This is a genomic window from Rhizobium leguminosarum (genome assembly GCF_010668065.1).
GTDB classification, from domain to species: domain Bacteria; phylum Pseudomonadota; class Alphaproteobacteria; order Rhizobiales; family Rhizobiaceae; genus Rhizobium; species Rhizobium leguminosarum_S.
In genome coordinates, this window is sequence record NZ_WUEN01000004.1 from 213,755 (window position 1) to 228,240 (window position 14,486).

At 61.3% G+C, this 14,486-nt stretch carries 16 protein-coding genes; 9 read left to right on the forward strand and 7 right to left on the reverse strand.

The features are described 5' to 3' along the window. Positions 1-433: 433 nt before the first annotated feature. A complete protein-coding gene (locus GR198_RS13110) occupies positions 434-1,453 on the forward strand; it encodes a GlxA family transcriptional regulator (protein WP_003540607.1) in 1,020 nt (339 codons plus the stop codon). Between the two features lie 114 nt (positions 1,454-1,567). On the opposite strand, the gene GR198_RS13115 is transcribed toward GR198_RS13110, so the two are convergent. Both GR198_RS13115 and GR198_RS13120 read right to left on the reverse strand, forming a co-directional pair. Beyond that, positions 1,568-2,899, reverse strand: coding sequence for a diguanylate cyclase (locus GR198_RS13115; RefSeq protein ID WP_017994403.1), 1,332 nt, complete (start codon positions 2,897-2,899; stop codon positions 1,568-1,570). A gap of 186 nt (positions 2,900-3,085) precedes the next feature. Then, positions 3,086-3,916 (reverse strand): response regulator, encoded by an 831-nt coding sequence (locus GR198_RS13120; RefSeq protein ID WP_003540610.1) that lies wholly within the window; start codon positions 3,914-3,916, stop codon positions 3,086-3,088. Positions 3,917-4,320: 404 nt separating this feature from the next. On the opposite strand from GR198_RS13120, the gene GR198_RS13125 reads away from it, so the two are divergent. Next, a complete protein-coding gene (locus GR198_RS13125; RefSeq protein WP_029870668.1) occupies positions 4,321-5,304 on the forward strand; it encodes a hypothetical protein in 984 nt (327 codons plus the stop codon). Here GR198_RS13125 and GR198_RS13130 read toward each other — a convergent pair. The 3 genes from GR198_RS13130 to GR198_RS13140 form a co-directional block, all read right to left on the reverse strand. Continuing rightward, positions 5,290-5,841: a TetR/AcrR family transcriptional regulator gene (locus tag GR198_RS13130; RefSeq protein WP_245279615.1), complete on the reverse strand. Its 552-nt coding sequence runs from the start codon at positions 5,839-5,841 to the stop codon at positions 5,290-5,292. The genes GR198_RS13125 and GR198_RS13130 overlap by 15 nt on opposite strands. Before the next feature lie 79 nt (positions 5,842-5,920). Further along, a complete protein-coding gene (locus GR198_RS13135) occupies positions 5,921-6,424 on the reverse strand; it encodes a DinB family protein (protein ID WP_017994408.1) in 504 nt (167 codons plus the stop codon). A gap of 132 nt (positions 6,425-6,556) precedes the next feature. Further along, entirely contained in the window at positions 6,557-7,081 is a 525-nt protein-coding gene (locus tag GR198_RS13140) for a DUF6428 family protein (protein ID WP_029870666.1), read from the reverse strand. Positions 7,082-7,123: 42 nt separating this feature from the next. Here GR198_RS13140 and GR198_RS13145 point away from each other — a divergent pair, with 42 nt between their 5' ends. The 7 genes from GR198_RS13145 to arsK are packed head-to-tail and all read left to right on the forward strand — an operon-like array spanning position 7,124 to position 11,508. Next, entirely contained in the window at positions 7,124-7,480 is a 357-nt protein-coding gene (locus GR198_RS13145; protein WP_012757878.1) for an ArsR/SmtB family transcription factor, read from the forward strand. Beyond that, on the forward strand, positions 7,477-8,007 hold the full coding sequence (locus GR198_RS13150) for an arsenate reductase ArsC (RefSeq protein ID WP_029870665.1): 531 nt from the start codon (positions 7,477-7,479) through the stop codon (positions 8,005-8,007). Before GR198_RS13145 ends, GR198_RS13150 begins: the two co-directional genes overlap by 4 nt. Beyond that, positions 8,007-8,450 (forward strand): arsenic resistance N-acetyltransferase ArsN2, encoded by a 444-nt coding sequence (arsN2, locus tag GR198_RS13155; protein WP_011652407.1) that lies wholly within the window; start codon positions 8,007-8,009, stop codon positions 8,448-8,450. Before GR198_RS13150 ends, arsN2 begins: the two co-directional genes overlap by 1 nt. Then, complete coding sequence (locus GR198_RS13160; protein ID WP_029870664.1) at positions 8,447-9,154, forward strand: aquaporin; 708 nt, start codon at positions 8,447-8,449, stop codon at positions 9,152-9,154. Before arsN2 ends, GR198_RS13160 begins: the two co-directional genes overlap by 4 nt. After that, positions 9,151-9,579 (forward strand): arsenate reductase (glutaredoxin), encoded by a 429-nt coding sequence (gene arsC, locus GR198_RS13165; RefSeq protein WP_029870663.1) that lies wholly within the window; start codon positions 9,151-9,153, stop codon positions 9,577-9,579. The genes GR198_RS13160 and arsC overlap by 4 nt, the downstream gene beginning before the upstream one ends. Further along, entirely contained in the window at positions 9,554-10,279 is a 726-nt protein-coding gene (arsH, locus tag GR198_RS13170) for an arsenical resistance protein ArsH (protein ID WP_029870662.1), read from the forward strand. Before arsC ends, arsH begins: the two co-directional genes overlap by 26 nt. Further along, complete coding sequence (arsK, locus tag GR198_RS13175; protein WP_029870661.1) at positions 10,276-11,508, forward strand: arsenite efflux MFS transporter ArsK; 1,233 nt, start codon at positions 10,276-10,278, stop codon at positions 11,506-11,508. Before arsH ends, arsK begins: the two co-directional genes overlap by 4 nt. A 21-nt stretch (positions 11,509-11,529) precedes the next feature. Here arsK and GR198_RS13180 read toward each other — a convergent pair whose 3' ends face one another. Together GR198_RS13180 and GR198_RS13185 are read right to left on the reverse strand one after the other, a co-directional pair. Next, positions 11,530-11,796 (reverse strand): hypothetical protein, encoded by a 267-nt coding sequence (locus tag GR198_RS13180; protein ID WP_029870660.1) that lies wholly within the window; start codon positions 11,794-11,796, stop codon positions 11,530-11,532. 112 nt (positions 11,797-11,908) lie between these two features. After that, positions 11,909-14,443 (reverse strand): mechanosensitive ion channel family protein, encoded by a 2,535-nt coding sequence (locus tag GR198_RS13185; RefSeq protein WP_029870659.1) that lies wholly within the window; start codon positions 14,441-14,443, stop codon positions 11,909-11,911. Between the last annotated feature and the right edge of the window lie 43 nt (positions 14,444-14,486).

The following is a 14,486-nucleotide window of genomic DNA, read 5'->3' on the forward strand; positions in this document are numbered from 1 at the left end:
GTTGTGGAAGCTCCGACTAAAATACTCCTCAGGAAACACTGCACCATCTTGGCGTGGGTCATGCAGCGCCAGTTATGCTTCCCGCATGCCTTTTGACGAAATTTCAACGACAGCGCAATGAACATCAGCTGGCTGTAATGAATGCGACATTCCTCCCCAGATAAGGGCGGCGCCTGCCGCGTGCAACGCCGCCTTTTTCGTGGCCTGATCGTCCATTCCTAAGCCATTTTCAACATTGAATTTCAGTCGTCTATGAGCCTCTCTTTTGCCTTGCCCGCAGCCGTTCCCACGGTTTGATCGGCCAAATCGCCGGCGATGTCGCATATTTGCTCTTCCCGGCCGCATTTTTCCATGCCAGTGTCGCTTTCAGGACATCGGCGCGACGCATTCCGCGCAACGAATGTGTCATCGCCCCTCGAGCATGGATTTCGCTATGAACAGGATGCAGATCAAGAAGCGTTCGGTAGTCTTCTTTATGGTACCGCAATTCACCATGCTGCCCTTTTCGGCGGCCGTGGACACCTTGCGCATCGCCAATCGCATGCTCGGCTATCAGGCCTATACCTGGCGGCTGACCTCCGTCGATGGAGAAAAGGTCTATTCCTCCTGCGGCATCGGCGTCGAGGCAAATTCCTCGCTTGCCGAGGAGCGCCGTCATCTCGGCGGCGAAAACCGGCCGGGCATGGTGCTCGTCTGTTCCGGCATCGATGTCGAGCAGTTCAACAACAAGTCGGTCAATGCCTGGCTGCGTGAATGCTACAATCGCGGTGTCGCCGTCGGCAGCCTCTGTACGGGCGCGCATGTGCTTGCCCAGGCCGGCCTCCTGAATGGCAAGCGCTGCGCCATCCACTGGGAAAACCTCCCGGGCTTTTCGGAAGCCTTCCCGCAGGCGGAGGTCTATGCCGATCTCTACGAGATCGACGGCAATCTCTATACCTGCGCCGGTGGCACCGCCTCGCTCGACATGATGCTGAACCTCGTCGGCGAGGACTTTGGCGAAAGCCTTGTCAACCGCATCTGCGAGCAGCACCTGACTGACCGCGTGCGCAACCCGCACGACCGCCAGCGTCTGCCGCTGCGCGCCCGTCTCGGCGTGCAGAATGCCAAGGTGCTGTCGATCATCGAGCTGATGGAAGGCAATCTCGCCGAGCCGCTGTCGTTGATCGAGATCGCCGACGGCGCCGGCCTCTCGCGCCGCCAGATCGAACGGCTGTTCCGCCAGGAAATGGGACGCTCGCCGGCCCGCTACTATCTGGAAATCCGTCTCGACCGTGCGCGCCACCTCCTGGTGCAGTCCTCGATGCCGGTCGTCGAGGTCGCCGTTGCCTGCGGCTTCGTCTCGGCCTCGCATTTCTCCAAGTGTTATCGCGAACTCTACCATCGCTCGCCGCAACAGGAGCGCGCCGAGCGCAAGATGACCATGGCGACCGCTCGCCAGGCCGTCGCCGCTTGAGACAATAAGACGGGCCGTCGCCGCTTGAGACATTAAAAAGCTGATCTCGCTGACGCCAAAAGATCGTCGCCGCCTGAGATTAAGGGCGGCGGCTTGGCCCCACCCTCATAGGCGCTACTGCGCCGCCTCTTCCGTCATCTTGGCGTCGGAATAGACCTGGTTGCGGCCCCTGTGCTTGGCCATGTAGAGAAACTGGTCGGCGGCGTTGAGGTAGTTCTCGAAGGTTTCGTAACCGGCGATTTCGGCGATGCCGATCGAAATCGTGACGCCGAGTTCCTCGTCGTCGGCCGTGACCTTCAGCCGCGAAATGTCCGAGCGGATCTCGTCGCAGAGCTTGGTCGCGGCTGCCGAATCCATCTGCGGGAAGAGGATGGCGAATTCCTCGCCCCCGAGCCGCGAGAGAAGATTGTCGCTGCCCTCGAAGATCGTGAACAGCCTGTTTGCGACAGCCTTCAACACCTTGTCGCCGATCTCGTGGCCATAGGTATCGTTCAGCCGCTTGAAATGGTCGATATCGAGAATGGCGACCGAGCTCGGCACCTTCAGCCGCAGGCACTCGTTCACCAGCTTCGGGCCGTTGTCGTAGAAATAGCGGCGGTTATAGAGGCCGGTCAGATAGTCGCAGGCCGCCGCTGCCCTCAGTTGCCGCATCTGCGCCAGCGTTTCGGCATTGTTGGCGATACGGCATTGCAGCTCCTCGGCGACGAAGGGCCGGTAGACGAAATCGCTGGCGCCGGCCTTGAGGAAACTCGCCGAAAGCATGCGGTCGTTGGAGGAGGAAACGCCGATGACACGCAGCCTGTCCGAACCGAAACGATGGCGGATGCGCCGCGTCAGCTCATAGCCGCTCATATCGGGCATGTGATGGTCGGTGACGACGAGTTCGATATCGCTATAGGCCTCGAGCGCCGCCAGCGCCTCGAGCCCCGAATTTGCCTCGACGACGAGATATTGCTGTGCCTTCAGCAGATCGACGAGCACCTGGCGCGCCGAGACGACATCGTCAACGACGAGCACCCGCGTCTTGCGGTTGGAGATCGCCCGCCGGACGGTGGCGACCAGATTGTCGAGCGCGAATTCATTGTCCTTCAACACGTAATCGATGACATTGCGCTCCATGATCTTGTTGCGCGTGTTGAGATCGAATGTCGCGGTGAAGACGATCGCCGGGATATCGTGCTCGATCGTGCAGTCGAGCGCTTCGCCATAGGGCGAATCCGGCAGGTTGAGATCGACGACGGCCATGGTGTAGCCGTGAGCGTCGTCGGCAAGTTCCTTGCGAAGAGCCTTCAGCGACGGGCAGGATTTGACGGCAAGGCCGAGCTCCGTCTGGAACCGGTGACAGAGCACCGCGGAAAACATCCGGGAATCTTCAACCAGAAGTATTTTGAGCCCGCCGGAGCGTAACCCGATGCCATCCCGCAGAAAATCCGCTTGAAAAGCCACAGCCGCTATTCCCCCATGCGCCTGACGGGCACGACTCGGCCCTCTCCCCGGTGGGGACGATAACCGAGAGACCTGTGCGCGTGAAGGGGACAAATAATGGCGCTGTTACTTGTAATTGCAAAAATTCGACGACTGTCCCCGACCGTCATTTCCGCCCCCCTGGCGACACCGATACTGGAAGGGCCGTCAGGCAACCGCCCGTTCCTTGCGCATCGATTGAATTTGCAGCAGCGTATCGAGGTTCTGGTTGACGCGGCAGTAGAACTCCTCGTCGATGAAAGGACGCAGCATGAAATCATTGCCGCCGGCCTTCAGGAATCGCGCCGAAAGCAGCCGGTTCGAGGAGGAGGAAACGCCGATGATGCGCAGCTCGTGCGAGCCGATACTGGCGCGGATGCGCCGCGTCAGTTCGAAGCCATCGATGTCGGGCATGTTGTAGTCGGTGATGACAAGGCCGATATCGCGGTTGGCCTTCAGGATCTCCAGCGCCTTGCCGCCACTCTCGGCGACGCTGACACGGAAATTGTAGCGCTTCAGCCGGCTCGACAGCAGGGCGCGCGCAGTCGCGCTATCGTCGACGATCAGCACGTGGTGGCGATGATTGGTGAGGAAGCGGCATATCGATTCCGCCAGCAGGTCGACGGCGAAGATATTGTCCTTGAGGATATAGTCGACGATATCCTTGGCCATCAGCTTGTCGCGCATGTTTTCATGGAAGGTGCCGGTGAAGACGATGGTCGGGATGGAGAGATCGACCAGATATTCGAGCGCTTCGCCGTTTTCGGCGCCGGGCAGGTTGATGTTCGAGATCGCCAGCGTGATCGGATCGGAAGACTTGTCGTAGGAAACCTGCAGATCCTCGAAGCTGCGGCAAATCTCGACATCGATGTCGAACAGCTCCTTCAGGCGTTTGCTGATCATCGAGGTGAATACGTTGGAATCTTCCGCGACAATAATGCGCGCACCCGCAAACATTTCCCCGGAATATTGCATCCCCGAAATACCTAGAAACGCCATAGCAAACCTTTGATGTAAAATCTGTCCCCGGATCAAACTGATACATCAATTGATTTGAGTAATTATTAATCGGCGCGCCTGGATATAAATGAAGAGGCGGCCCGATCGTGCCGCCTCCAACTTCTTTGCGGATATGATTAAGAAATCAGGCGCGAAGCGCCGCATTCTCGGCGTCGCACGGGTTTTCGCCGACAACCGTCGCATTATAGGTCGAACCGACGTCTTGATCCTCAGCTTCGTGCCGTCCTTGGCACAATCCGGCCGCAGCATGGCAAGCGCCAGCGAGCGGTTGATGCGGAAGCCGAAGGCGCCGTGGCGCGGCCGACGAGCCCATCCGGCTGGCACCGCTCGGCCGAAGCGATTATAAACAAGCCATCGACCCCGACCCGCCGACAGGTTCGCCCATGATCCAATCCGACACAGTGATCGCATGGCTTCTCGACTCCGACCCGTCGATCCGATGGCAGGTGATGCGTGACCTGCTCGATACTCCGGAGCGGGAGTGGATGACTGAGCGGGCCAAAGTCGAGACCGAGGGCTGGGGCGCCAGGCTGCTCTCCTGCCAGGATGAGGACGGGCGATGGGCAGGCGGCGCCTTCCTGCCCGCCGGTTTCGACCCGCGAGAGTGGAAGGAGCATGGCCAGCCGTGGACGGCCACGACCTTCTCGCTGTCGCAATTGCGGGAGTTCGGTCTCGATCCCGCCTGCGGCTGCGCCAGGCGCACCGTCAAATTGATCGGCGCCAACGCCCGTTGGGAAGAAGGCGGCCAACCCTACTGGGAAGGCGAAGTCGAGGAGTGCATCAACGGCCGCACCGTTGCCGACGGCGCCTATTTCGGGATCGACGTCTCGCCCATCGTCGACAGGCTGGCCGGTGAGCGTCTCGACGACGGTGGCTGGAACTGCGAGCGGATCAACGGCTCCGTCCGCTCGTCTTTCGCCAGCACCATCAATGTGCTGGAAGGTTTGCTGGAATACCAGAGATCGACCGGCGGCACGCATCGGTCTCGAGAGGCGTGCAGGACGGGCGAGGAGTTTCTGCTGGCCCGCAACCTCTTCCGCCGCCTTGGCACCGGCGAGCCGGCCGACGAACGCTTCCTTCACCTCCTGCATCCGAACCGCTGGCGCTACGACATTTTGCGCGCGCTCGACTATTTCCGCGCCAGCGCGATCCTGACCGGCGCCGACCCCGATCCGCGCCTCGGCGAGGCGATCGAGCACCTGCGTTCCCGGCGCTTGCCGGACGGCAGTTGGCCGCTCGACGACAGCCCTGCCGGGCGGGTGTGGTTCAAGGTCGATGACGGGCAAGGCAAGCCCTCGCGATGGGTGACGCTTCGGGCGATGCGGGTGCTCAGATGGTGGGATGCCCAGCCCTCAATCAATGCCTGACGGCAATCCCAGTCCACGTAGGAAATGCCCCTCAAGCGCCCGCAGCAATTCGGCGCGGGCCGCGGGCGTCTCACCGATGCCGGGCTGATTGACCACACCGTGCAGGGCGTTGAACAGAAACACCGCCGTAAAGCCGGGATCCCTGACCGACCAGGCATTCTCGCCAGCGCCGGCGGCAAGCAATTCGGTCAGATGATCGATCAGGATGTTGCGCGAAAGCCCTTCCCTTGTTGCGGGAGGGGCTGCCACGAAGGCGAGGTGATGCAGCCCGGCGGTGTCGAGATAGCCGGTGGCGCATGCCGTCGACCAGGCCGCCAGCTTCCCGCGCCAATCCTCTGGCCGCAGTCCTTCGACCGCCGCGACGATGCCACCCAGCACGCCCTGCACGAAGCGGGCGCGCAGCGCCTGGAGAACATCGGTCTTCGAGGAAAAGTGTAGGTAGAAGGTGCCCTTGGCGACCCCCGCCCCGGTCGTGATCTCCTCGATCGTGCTCTGCTCCAGGCCCTTTTCCAGAAACAGCCGCTCAGCCGCGGTCATCAGCTCGTCGCGCCGTTCTTCGGGTGGCTTGGTTCTCGGTTTTGAAACAGGATTGGCCGGCGGCAAGACTGGTCCACTCTCATTGACGGCGCGCGGGATCGGTCCTGTGCAGGTAGCCGGTAAACACGTCGCGCATTGCGGTGCTCTCGATATCAGGCAGCAGGCGACCGACTTCACCGCGATGATAGCCGGCATGCGTCACCACATGGGCCAGCATCTCCTCGCGGGACATGCGCCCGCGTCCGCCATCGGTGAAGGTGAAGTCGACGACCTCCTCCATTTCCTCGGGCGTTATACGCGAGGTATAATCGATATACCAACGATCCGTATCTCGGATATCGGAGGACAACTGTGCCAAGGGCGGCGCTTCGCTGCTCCAGCTCGCCGCATAGGAGTGATCCAGCCGTTGAAGATTGGCGGTGAAGATGCGATCGACGAGATGGGCGTGATTGAACACGCGAAGGGCCGATCGGAACTCATCGGATCGCGCCTCCACGCCGAGCGCGTTCAAGGCATCGAGTAGCTCGTCGTCGACGCTGGCTTTGTATTGGAACAGAGAGTTCAACAGGGTCTGCGCGCTCATGGCAATCTCCGGGCATGAAACGGGTGGCGCCGGCATCAAACCGGCAGCCTCCATCTACATAAATGACTGGCGGTCAGTCAATACGATCCCGATCTCTCTGCCACCTGCTCTGCCGCGCGTTCTTATGTGTCGTTACGCGCAGCAGCCGCTCGCTGCCGCTTGCGGCCCACAGCAGGCCGCCGCCTTGCTGTTCTCCTCTGCCAGCCATCGGTCGCGCGGCTTGCAGCTTGACGGCCGCGGCGAAAGCGCAACATGGACGGCGCCGGCACGGAGAACCGGCATCGCTGCGCAATAAAGCTGCATTGGCCGCACGCCGTCGCTGACTTCGAAGGTCAGCTTCGCCGAACCATCCAGTTGCACATGATCGGAAACCTTGCGGATGATTGCATGGAACTTGCCGGCCGGCATATGCGTGCGGTCGCCTTCCTCGATATCCCAGAGCTGGATGAAGATTTCCGCCCACGCTTCAGGATTGGCGCCGCAATCCAACGCCGAGAATTGGCCCGCCTTGACCTCGGTGACATGATAGCCAGGCTTTACCGCCTTGCCGTCATAATAGAAAATCAGCGGAGAATCCTTGGCGCCGGTAAGCACACTGAGCAGCAGGCCGAGATCGATGTCGTTCTCTTGAATTTTGCTGTTGTCGATGACGTTCATTTGCGCTAATCCTCGTTTCAATGATTCAAGGATTATTGAAATATGGATCAACGTCAAGCCCTCATCGCATTCGGCGCGCTCTCGCAGGAAACCCGCCTTCACATCGTCCGCATGCTCGTGGTTTCGGGTCCCGACGGCATGGCGGCAGGCGCGATCGCTGAGAAGGCGGAGGTCTCGCCCTCTAATATCTCCTTCCATCTGAAAGAGCTGGAACGGTCGGGGTTGATCGCGCAACAGCGTGAATCCCGATCGATCATTTACACCGCGAACTACGAGGCACTTGGTGGCTTGGTTCGCTTTCTGATGGAAGATTGCTGTTCCGGGCATCCGGAAATCTGCGCACCTGCCGCGGAGGTCGCGGCCTGCTGCGCCCCTAAAATGAAGGAGAAATTGCAATGACCCCTGACCGCATTTACAATGTGCTCTTTCTCTGCACGGGCAATTCTGCCCGCTCGATCTTGGCTGAATCCATCCTGGAGACCGAAGGCAAGGGTCGATTCAAGGCCTATTCGGCCGGCAGCCAGCCGAAGGGTGAAGTCAATCCCTATGCGCTGAAGGAGCTTGCGGCGCAGGGCTACCCAACAGTCGGCTTCCGTTCAAAGAGCTGGGACGAATTCGCCGAGCCGGGCGCTCCGGAGATGGACTTCATCTTTACGGTTTGCGACAGCGCTGCCGGCGAGGCTTGTCCCGTCTGGATCGGTCATCCGATGACCGCCCATTGGGGCGTCGAGGACCCGGCTGTCGTCGAGGGCAGCGAAGTCGACAAAGGCCGCGCTTTCGCACAGGCCGCCCGCTTCCTCAAGAACCGGATCAGCGCCTTTTTGAGCCTGCCTCTTTCCTCGATCGACAAGCTCGCCCTGGAATCGCACCTGCGCCAGATCGGCACCATGGAAGGCGCCAGCATTAAACAGCCCAAGGCGAGCTGATGGGTTTCGATTTGAACCAGCAAGCCTTGGAAGGGCACGACGACAGACTTCGCGGCGCGCTCGCAGGTGCCGGGCTTCCGGTCGATGACCTCACAGACGCCGGCCGAAGCTTCTATCGGTTTTCACGTGGCGGCGAGACGGTCGGCTTCGGCGGGCTGGAACTCTATGGCGAGACTGTACTCCTGCGTTCCATTGTCGTGCTGTCCGATCAGCAAGGCTTTGGCTTCGGCCATGCGATCACCCTTAGCCTGCTCGATCAGGCACAAAGGAAAGGCGCCACTGCCGCCTATCTGTTGACAGAAACAGCCGCCTCCTTCTTTCAATCGCTCGGCTTTCGTCCGATCGCCCGCGATGAAGCGCCGGCCGAGATCCTGACGACGCGGCAGGCCGCAAGCCTGTGCCCGGCATCGGCCGCCCTGATGGTCCGGAGCCTGCCAGCATGAGCGCGCCGATGTTTCCCCAGTCTCGACGACTGGTCGCCGAAGCGCTCGGCACGCTGCTGCTCGTAGCAACCGTCGTCGGCTCGGGCATCATGGCGGATAGCCTGACGGACGATACGGCGATTGCGCTGCTCGGCAATACGCTGGCAACGGGGGCAATCCTCGTCGTCCTGATCACGATCTTAGGCCCGATTTCCGGGGCTCATTTCAATCCGGTCGTGTCGCTGGTGTTTGCGCTCCGGCGCGAACTGCCTGCCTCCTCCGTTCCCGCCTATATCGCCGCGCAGATCGTCGGCGGCATTGCCGGAACGATGCTCGCTCATGCGATGTTCGCCCTTCCCGTGCTGCAGGCCTCGGAAACCGTGCGCACCGGCGGCGCGCAATGGCTCTCTGAAGTGACGGCAACCTTCGGCCTCGTCTTCGTCATCTTAGCTGGTGTGCGCTTTCGCGCCGATGCCGTGGCATGGCTGGTCGGCCTTTATATCACCGCCGCCTACTGGTTCACCGCCTCCACGTCCTTTGCCAATCCCGCCGTCGCGATTGCTCGATCGCTGACGCACACCTTTTCCGGCATCCGCCCGATCGATCTACCGGGCTTTATCGCCGCTGAAGTCCTCGGCGCCTTGCTGGCGCTGATGCTTGCGGGTTGGCTGCTGATGGAAGCCCGCGATCCTGAAACTCTCACCAAGACGGAATCCGCCTCATGACCATAGATGTTACGATCTATCACAACCCCGAATGCGGCACGTCGCGCAACACGCTTGCGATGATCCAGAACGCCGGCATTGAGCCCAACGTTATCGAATATCTGAAAAACCCACCGTCGCGCGACCAGCTAATCAAGATGATTGCGGATGCAGGTTTGAGTGTTCGCGAGGCGATCCGCGAAAAGGGCACGCCCTATGCGGAGCTCGCCCTCGACAACCCTGATCTTACCGACGAGCAATTGCTGGACGCGATGCTGAAAAACCCGATCCTGATCAACCGGCCCTTCGTCATCACGCCGCTCGGCACGCGTCTGTCGCGGCCGTCGGAACTTGTTCTCGAAATCCTGCCGGAAACGCATCAGGGCGCCTTCACCAAGGAAGACGGCGAGAAGGTGCTCGATGCCGGAGGCAAGCGCATTGTCTGATTTGCCTGCCATATCACCGATGCATCTGCGTCAACCGGATATGGACGCGCTCAGGCCGGCGTTCTCGACGCACAAGCCGCGCATCCTGATCCTTTATGGATCGTTGCGAGCAGTGTCCTACAGCCGCTTCCTCGCGCAGGAGGCCGCGCGGCTGCTCGAATATTTCGGCTGCGAAGTTCGCATCTTCAATCCGGAAGGTCTGCCGCTGCCTGATGCGGTGCCGGCGAGCCACCCGAAAGTTCAGGAGTTGCGCGAATGGTCGGCATGGTCTGAAGGCCAGGTGTGGGTCAGCCCCGAACGTCATGGCGCGATGACCGGCATCATGAAAGCGCAGATCGACTGGATTCCATTGTCGGTCGGCTCGGTTCGGCCGACGCAAGGCAAGACGCTGGCGGTGATGCAGGTCTCCGGCGGCTCCCAGTCCTTCAATGCGGTAAGCCAGCTCCGCATCCTTGGACGATGGATGCGGATGATCGCAATTCCCAATCAGTCCTCGGTTGCAAAAGCTTTCCAAGAATTCGACGCGGACGGCCGTATGAAACCCTCGTCCTATTACGACCGCGTCGTCGACGTCTGCGAGGAATTGGTGAAGTTCACGCTGCTGACCCGCGATGCCTCGAACTATCTGACCGACCGCTACAGCGAGAGGAAGGAAGAAGCCGAAAAGCTCGAACAGCGCGTGAGTCTCAGATCCCTATGACAATCAGCACCGAACGACCACCGGTAGCGGCCATTGCCGCGCTCGGGCTGACGCAGATCATCGGTTATGGATCGCTCTATTACAGCTTCAGCATCCTCGCCCCCGACATGGCCCGTGATTTGGGCTGGTCATCGGAATGGATCTTCGGCGCGCTCTCTGTGGCCCTTCTGATCGGCGGCCTGGCCGCACCTCTCATGGGCACGTGGATCGATCGCTTCGGCGCTGGCAGGATCATGACATCAGGCTCGGCGATTGCCGCCGCCGCCCTCGTCGCCTGCGCCTTCGCGCCGGGAAAGATCGCTTTCGTCGCGGCATTGATCGGTATCGAGATCGCCTCGAACCTGGTGCAATATGGCGCAGCGTTCGCCCTGCTCGTGCAGATCAGGCCGCAGGTCGCCCAGCGCAGCATCACCTATCTGACCCTGATCGCCGGCTTCGCCTCAACCATTTTCTGGCCGATCACCACGGCGCTGCATGCGCATCTCTCCTGGCAGAACGTCTATCTGATCTTCGCCGCGCTCAATCTCGTTATCTGCCTTCCCATTCATGCCTGGCTCTCCCGTGGCGTCAGCCAAACCAGGAGACGGACCGGAGAGGAGGCCGCAAAACGCGTCGAGCCGAGCCTTCCGCCGTCGGTGCGCAGGCCGGCCTTTATCCTGATGGTGACGGGCTTTGCTTTGGAAAGCTTTGTGAACTCAGCACTTCTGGTTCACATGGTGCCTGTGATGTCGGCCCTCGGCCTCGGCGCCATGGCGGTGGTGGTCGGAACGCTCTTCGGCCCGTCACAGGTGCTGAGCCGCCTCATCAACATGGTCTTTGGCGAGAGCTTGTCGCAAGTGATGCTGGCGATCATCTGCGCCATCCTGCTGCCGGCAGCCCTTGTCATCCTCATCGCCACCGCACCCTCGGTGCCCGGTGCGTTGGTCTTCGCCGTCGTCTTCGGCCTCGGCTCGGGGCTTAACAGCATCGTCTACGGAACCTTGCCGCTCGCGCTCTTCGGAAGCGATGGCTACGGCCGGCGGCAAGGACAAATCATGTCGGTTCGTCTCGTCGTCTCCTCGATGGCGCCGTTCGCGCTCGCTTTCCTGATGGGCAATCTCGGCGTATCATGGTCACTGTCGATCGCTGCATTGCTCAGCACCGTCGCCGTTGCCGCATTCTTCGCCATCATGCGGCTGACGCGCCCGGTTGCCCGGCCGGAAACTGTTCCCAATCCCGGAGAAGCTTGAGCGCATCAATCAGGACGGGCGCTACTTGACGACGGCCGAGCCCTTGACGATGTCGATCGTCTCGCCACCGTCGAGCCCGATGCGGTCGCCGTCGGGCGTCGTCATGAAGCAGCCGGAAGCACAGAGGTTTTCCGAAGCGCCGGCATCGACCACGACCTCGACGCGCTGGCCGCTCTCGGTGATGACGAGCACGACGGCGGCTGGATCGGTGTTGGTGATGGATGCCGCTTCAGCCGCGGTTGCGGCAAGCAGCGGGATAAGCAGAACGGCGGCAAATCTTGCCATCATGTGCGGCGGCGCTGGCGCGCCCTCCCCTCGAACGATCGGTGCTGCCCCCGGCAGCGATCCCGATAGTGGAGATCATGCACATATAGCTGTGAATGATGGCTGAATGACCCGTTCAGCCTTTCCGATTGCCGTCTGCCGTCTTGCTGCGTAATTGCCGCACCGGCTGCTCTTGCTCCTCCATGGGCGTGTCCGCCGAGTTTTCCTGCTCGTTGGGTTGATCCCTGCCCGCATCGGCAAGCGCGGGACGAGCCTCTCGATGGATGGTAAGATCGGTCTGCGGCAGCGGGATCTCGATGCCCTCGGCCTTGAAGCGCTTAAGGATATCGATCCTGAGATTGTTGCGCACCACCATGCCGTCACCCATATCGGCGAGGAAGAAACGCAGCTCAAAATCCAGCGAATAGGGCCCGAAGCGCAGGAATTCGACATGCGGCTCCGGATTGCGCATGACGAGCGGTATCTTGGCCGTCAGTTCCAGCAGGATGTCCATCACCTGCTGCGGATCGGCGTTGTAGGCGACGGAAACCGGAATTTCCGAGCGGCCGATCTTGTTGCGGTGCGTCCAGTTGCCGACGAGGCCGTTGATCAACTCCGAATTCGGCACGATGATCGACTGCTTGCGGAAGGTCTCGATCTCGGTTGCGCGCACCGAAATGCGTTTGACGATGCCTTCGGCCGTGCCGGAAACGACATGGTCGCCGACCTTGAACGGCCGTTCGACGAGCAGGATCAGGCCGGAGACGAAGTTGGAAACGATGTTCTGCAGGCCGAAACCGATACCGACCGAAAGTGCCGAGGCGACGAGCGCGAAGCTCGACAGATCGATGCCGGCCGCCGAGACGCCGATGATCGCCGCGATGCCGACGCCGAGATAGCCGATGCCGGTCTTGACCGAATTGCGCACGCCGAGATCGACATGGCTTCTGGCCATCACATTGCCATCGAGCCAGCGCTGCAGCCAGCGCGTCAGCAGGTAGACGCCGGCAAACAAGAGAATGCCGGTGCAGATGCCGAGCAGCGAGATGCTGATACCGCCGAGCCTGACCTCGGTGAACAGCCTATAGGCAAGAATCTGCAGGTCCTGCACATGGAAGCCCCACATCAGCAGGATCAGCGGGATGCCGACGAGAAGCGCCACCGCATAGATGGCAAGACCGACAAGCAGGCCGGCCTGGTCGATCGCCACCGGCCCGAGCTTGAAACGGCGCGTCAGGAAGCTTGCGAAGAAGGTGTCGCCGAAGCTTTCCTGCCTTGATATCGCCTTGCCGGAAAGCAGGCCGATATACATGGTGACGACGACGGCGCCGGTGATGATGAGCTGCGTGGCGACGAAGCGCGCGAGCCCGACATAACCGGTCAGCGCGGTAAGGATGAGGCCGGCGCCGATGACCCGCAGGATGATCGCCATGCCGCGCGGCCAATGCCTTCCCGGCGCATCGGGATCGCCGTTCTTCGCCAGCATCGGCTTGCCGAACGAGACCGCGATCAGGATCAGGCCGATGATCAGCGCCGCAATCAGGCTTCTGACCACGGTCAGCACCAGCGGCGAGCCCATCGCCTCGCCGATCGTGCCGAACAGATAATCGAGCGCATTGACGATCGCCATCGCCAGCAGGCAGTAGCCGATCGAGCGCGCGCCGAGATTGGAAAGCCGAACGAGGCGCCAGCGCGGTTCGTGCGGCGCGAAGATGGCATTGACGAAGCGGCCGACGAAATAGACGAGGCCGATCGCCCCGAACAGCGCACCGATGACAGGTGCGATATCGGGCCTCAGCACATTGAACCCGTTAAGGAAAAAGAACGAGGTGACGAGCAGCACCGAGAGCGCCAGCGTGCGGATCAACGTCGACCAGAAGGCGATCGACAGCCGGCCGATATAGGACGGGTTCTCGACAGCCTCGTCGCGCCGCAGGTAGGAGCCGAACAGCCGATAACTGCCGGAGAGCAGGATCAGCGCCGAGGCAAGCGACAGGAAGATCGCGGCAAACATCGGGAAACGCTTGAATTTCCAGACGAAGGTGGCCCAGCTCGACAGGGCGTGCGAGAATTCGCTGGCCTCGTGCACAAAGGCGCTGCCGGCATCGTCGAGCACCGAGACTGAAATCTCGGTGCGCCTGAGCAGCGTATCGGCAAACAGCCGCCGCCGCATCTCGGTGATCTCGTTGACGAGCTTCGTCACCGTGATCGAGAGGTTTTCGGCATCGCCCGTCAGCGCGTTGATCTGCGCGCGTTCGGCGGCGAGCGCGTTGCGCTCCTGGGTGACGATCTCGGCTTCTGGCGGCTGCCCGTCCTTCGGCGGATCGCCGATCTCGGCAAGCCGGTTCTTGATCTGGTCGAAACGCGGCCTGAGATTGACCGATATGGTGATGACGGCGCGGCTGAGTTCGTCGGCCTTGGTCGCAAGCCCGACCAGGGCATCGTCATTATCGGCATTCTGCTTGACGCCGTCCTGAAGCGCCGTCAGCTGGACCTTCGCCTTGTCGATCTCCTTTGTCGCCTGGTCGAGCGGGCTATCGGCAAGCGGCGCCTGCGCGGCCGCCGGTGCCTGCGGCTCCTGCGCGAAAGCGGCAGCACCCTTGAAATGCGCGCCGGCGACCGCCAGCGTCAGCAGAAGAATGGTGCGAAGCAGGATCGGTCTCAGCCGCAAAAGCGCCTCCGGGAAAGGTTGTCGTCGGAATAGAATGCCAGCT

Coding starts and splice junctions, on each gene's coding strand:
- GR198_RS13110 (WP_003540607.1), top strand. CDS start 434: ATGAACAGGATGCAGATCAAGAAGCGTTCGGTAGTCTTCTTTATGGTA.
- GR198_RS13120 (WP_003540610.1), bottom strand. CDS start 3,916: ATGGCGTTTCTAGGTATTTCGGGGATGCAATATTCCGGGGAAATGTTT.
- GR198_RS13125 (WP_029870668.1), top strand. CDS start 4,321: ATGATCCAATCCGACACAGTGATCGCATGGCTTCTCGACTCCGACCCG.
- GR198_RS13130 (WP_245279615.1), bottom strand. CDS start 5,841: ATGACCGCGGCTGAGCGGCTGTTTCTGGAAAAGGGCCTGGAGCAGAGC.
- GR198_RS13135 (WP_017994408.1), bottom strand. CDS start 6,424: ATGAGCGCGCAGACCCTGTTGAACTCTCTGTTCCAATACAAAGCCAGC.
- GR198_RS13140 (WP_029870666.1), bottom strand. CDS start 7,081: ATGAACGTCATCGACAACAGCAAAATTCAAGAGAACGACATCGATCTC.
- GR198_RS13145 (WP_012757878.1), top strand. CDS start 7,124: ATGGATCAACGTCAAGCCCTCATCGCATTCGGCGCGCTCTCGCAGGAA.
- GR198_RS13150 (WP_029870665.1), top strand. CDS start 7,477: ATGACCCCTGACCGCATTTACAATGTGCTCTTTCTCTGCACGGGCAAT.
- arsN2 (WP_011652407.1), top strand. CDS start 8,007: ATGGGTTTCGATTTGAACCAGCAAGCCTTGGAAGGGCACGACGACAGA.
- GR198_RS13160 (WP_029870664.1), top strand. CDS start 8,447: ATGAGCGCGCCGATGTTTCCCCAGTCTCGACGACTGGTCGCCGAAGCG.
- arsC (WP_029870663.1), top strand. CDS start 9,151: ATGACCATAGATGTTACGATCTATCACAACCCCGAATGCGGCACGTCG.
- arsH (WP_029870662.1), top strand. CDS start 9,554: ATGCCGGAGGCAAGCGCATTGTCTGATTTGCCTGCCATATCACCGATG.
- arsK (WP_029870661.1), top strand. CDS start 10,276: ATGACAATCAGCACCGAACGACCACCGGTAGCGGCCATTGCCGCGCTC.
- GR198_RS13180 (WP_029870660.1), bottom strand. CDS start 11,796: ATGATGGCAAGATTTGCCGCCGTTCTGCTTATCCCGCTGCTTGCCGCA.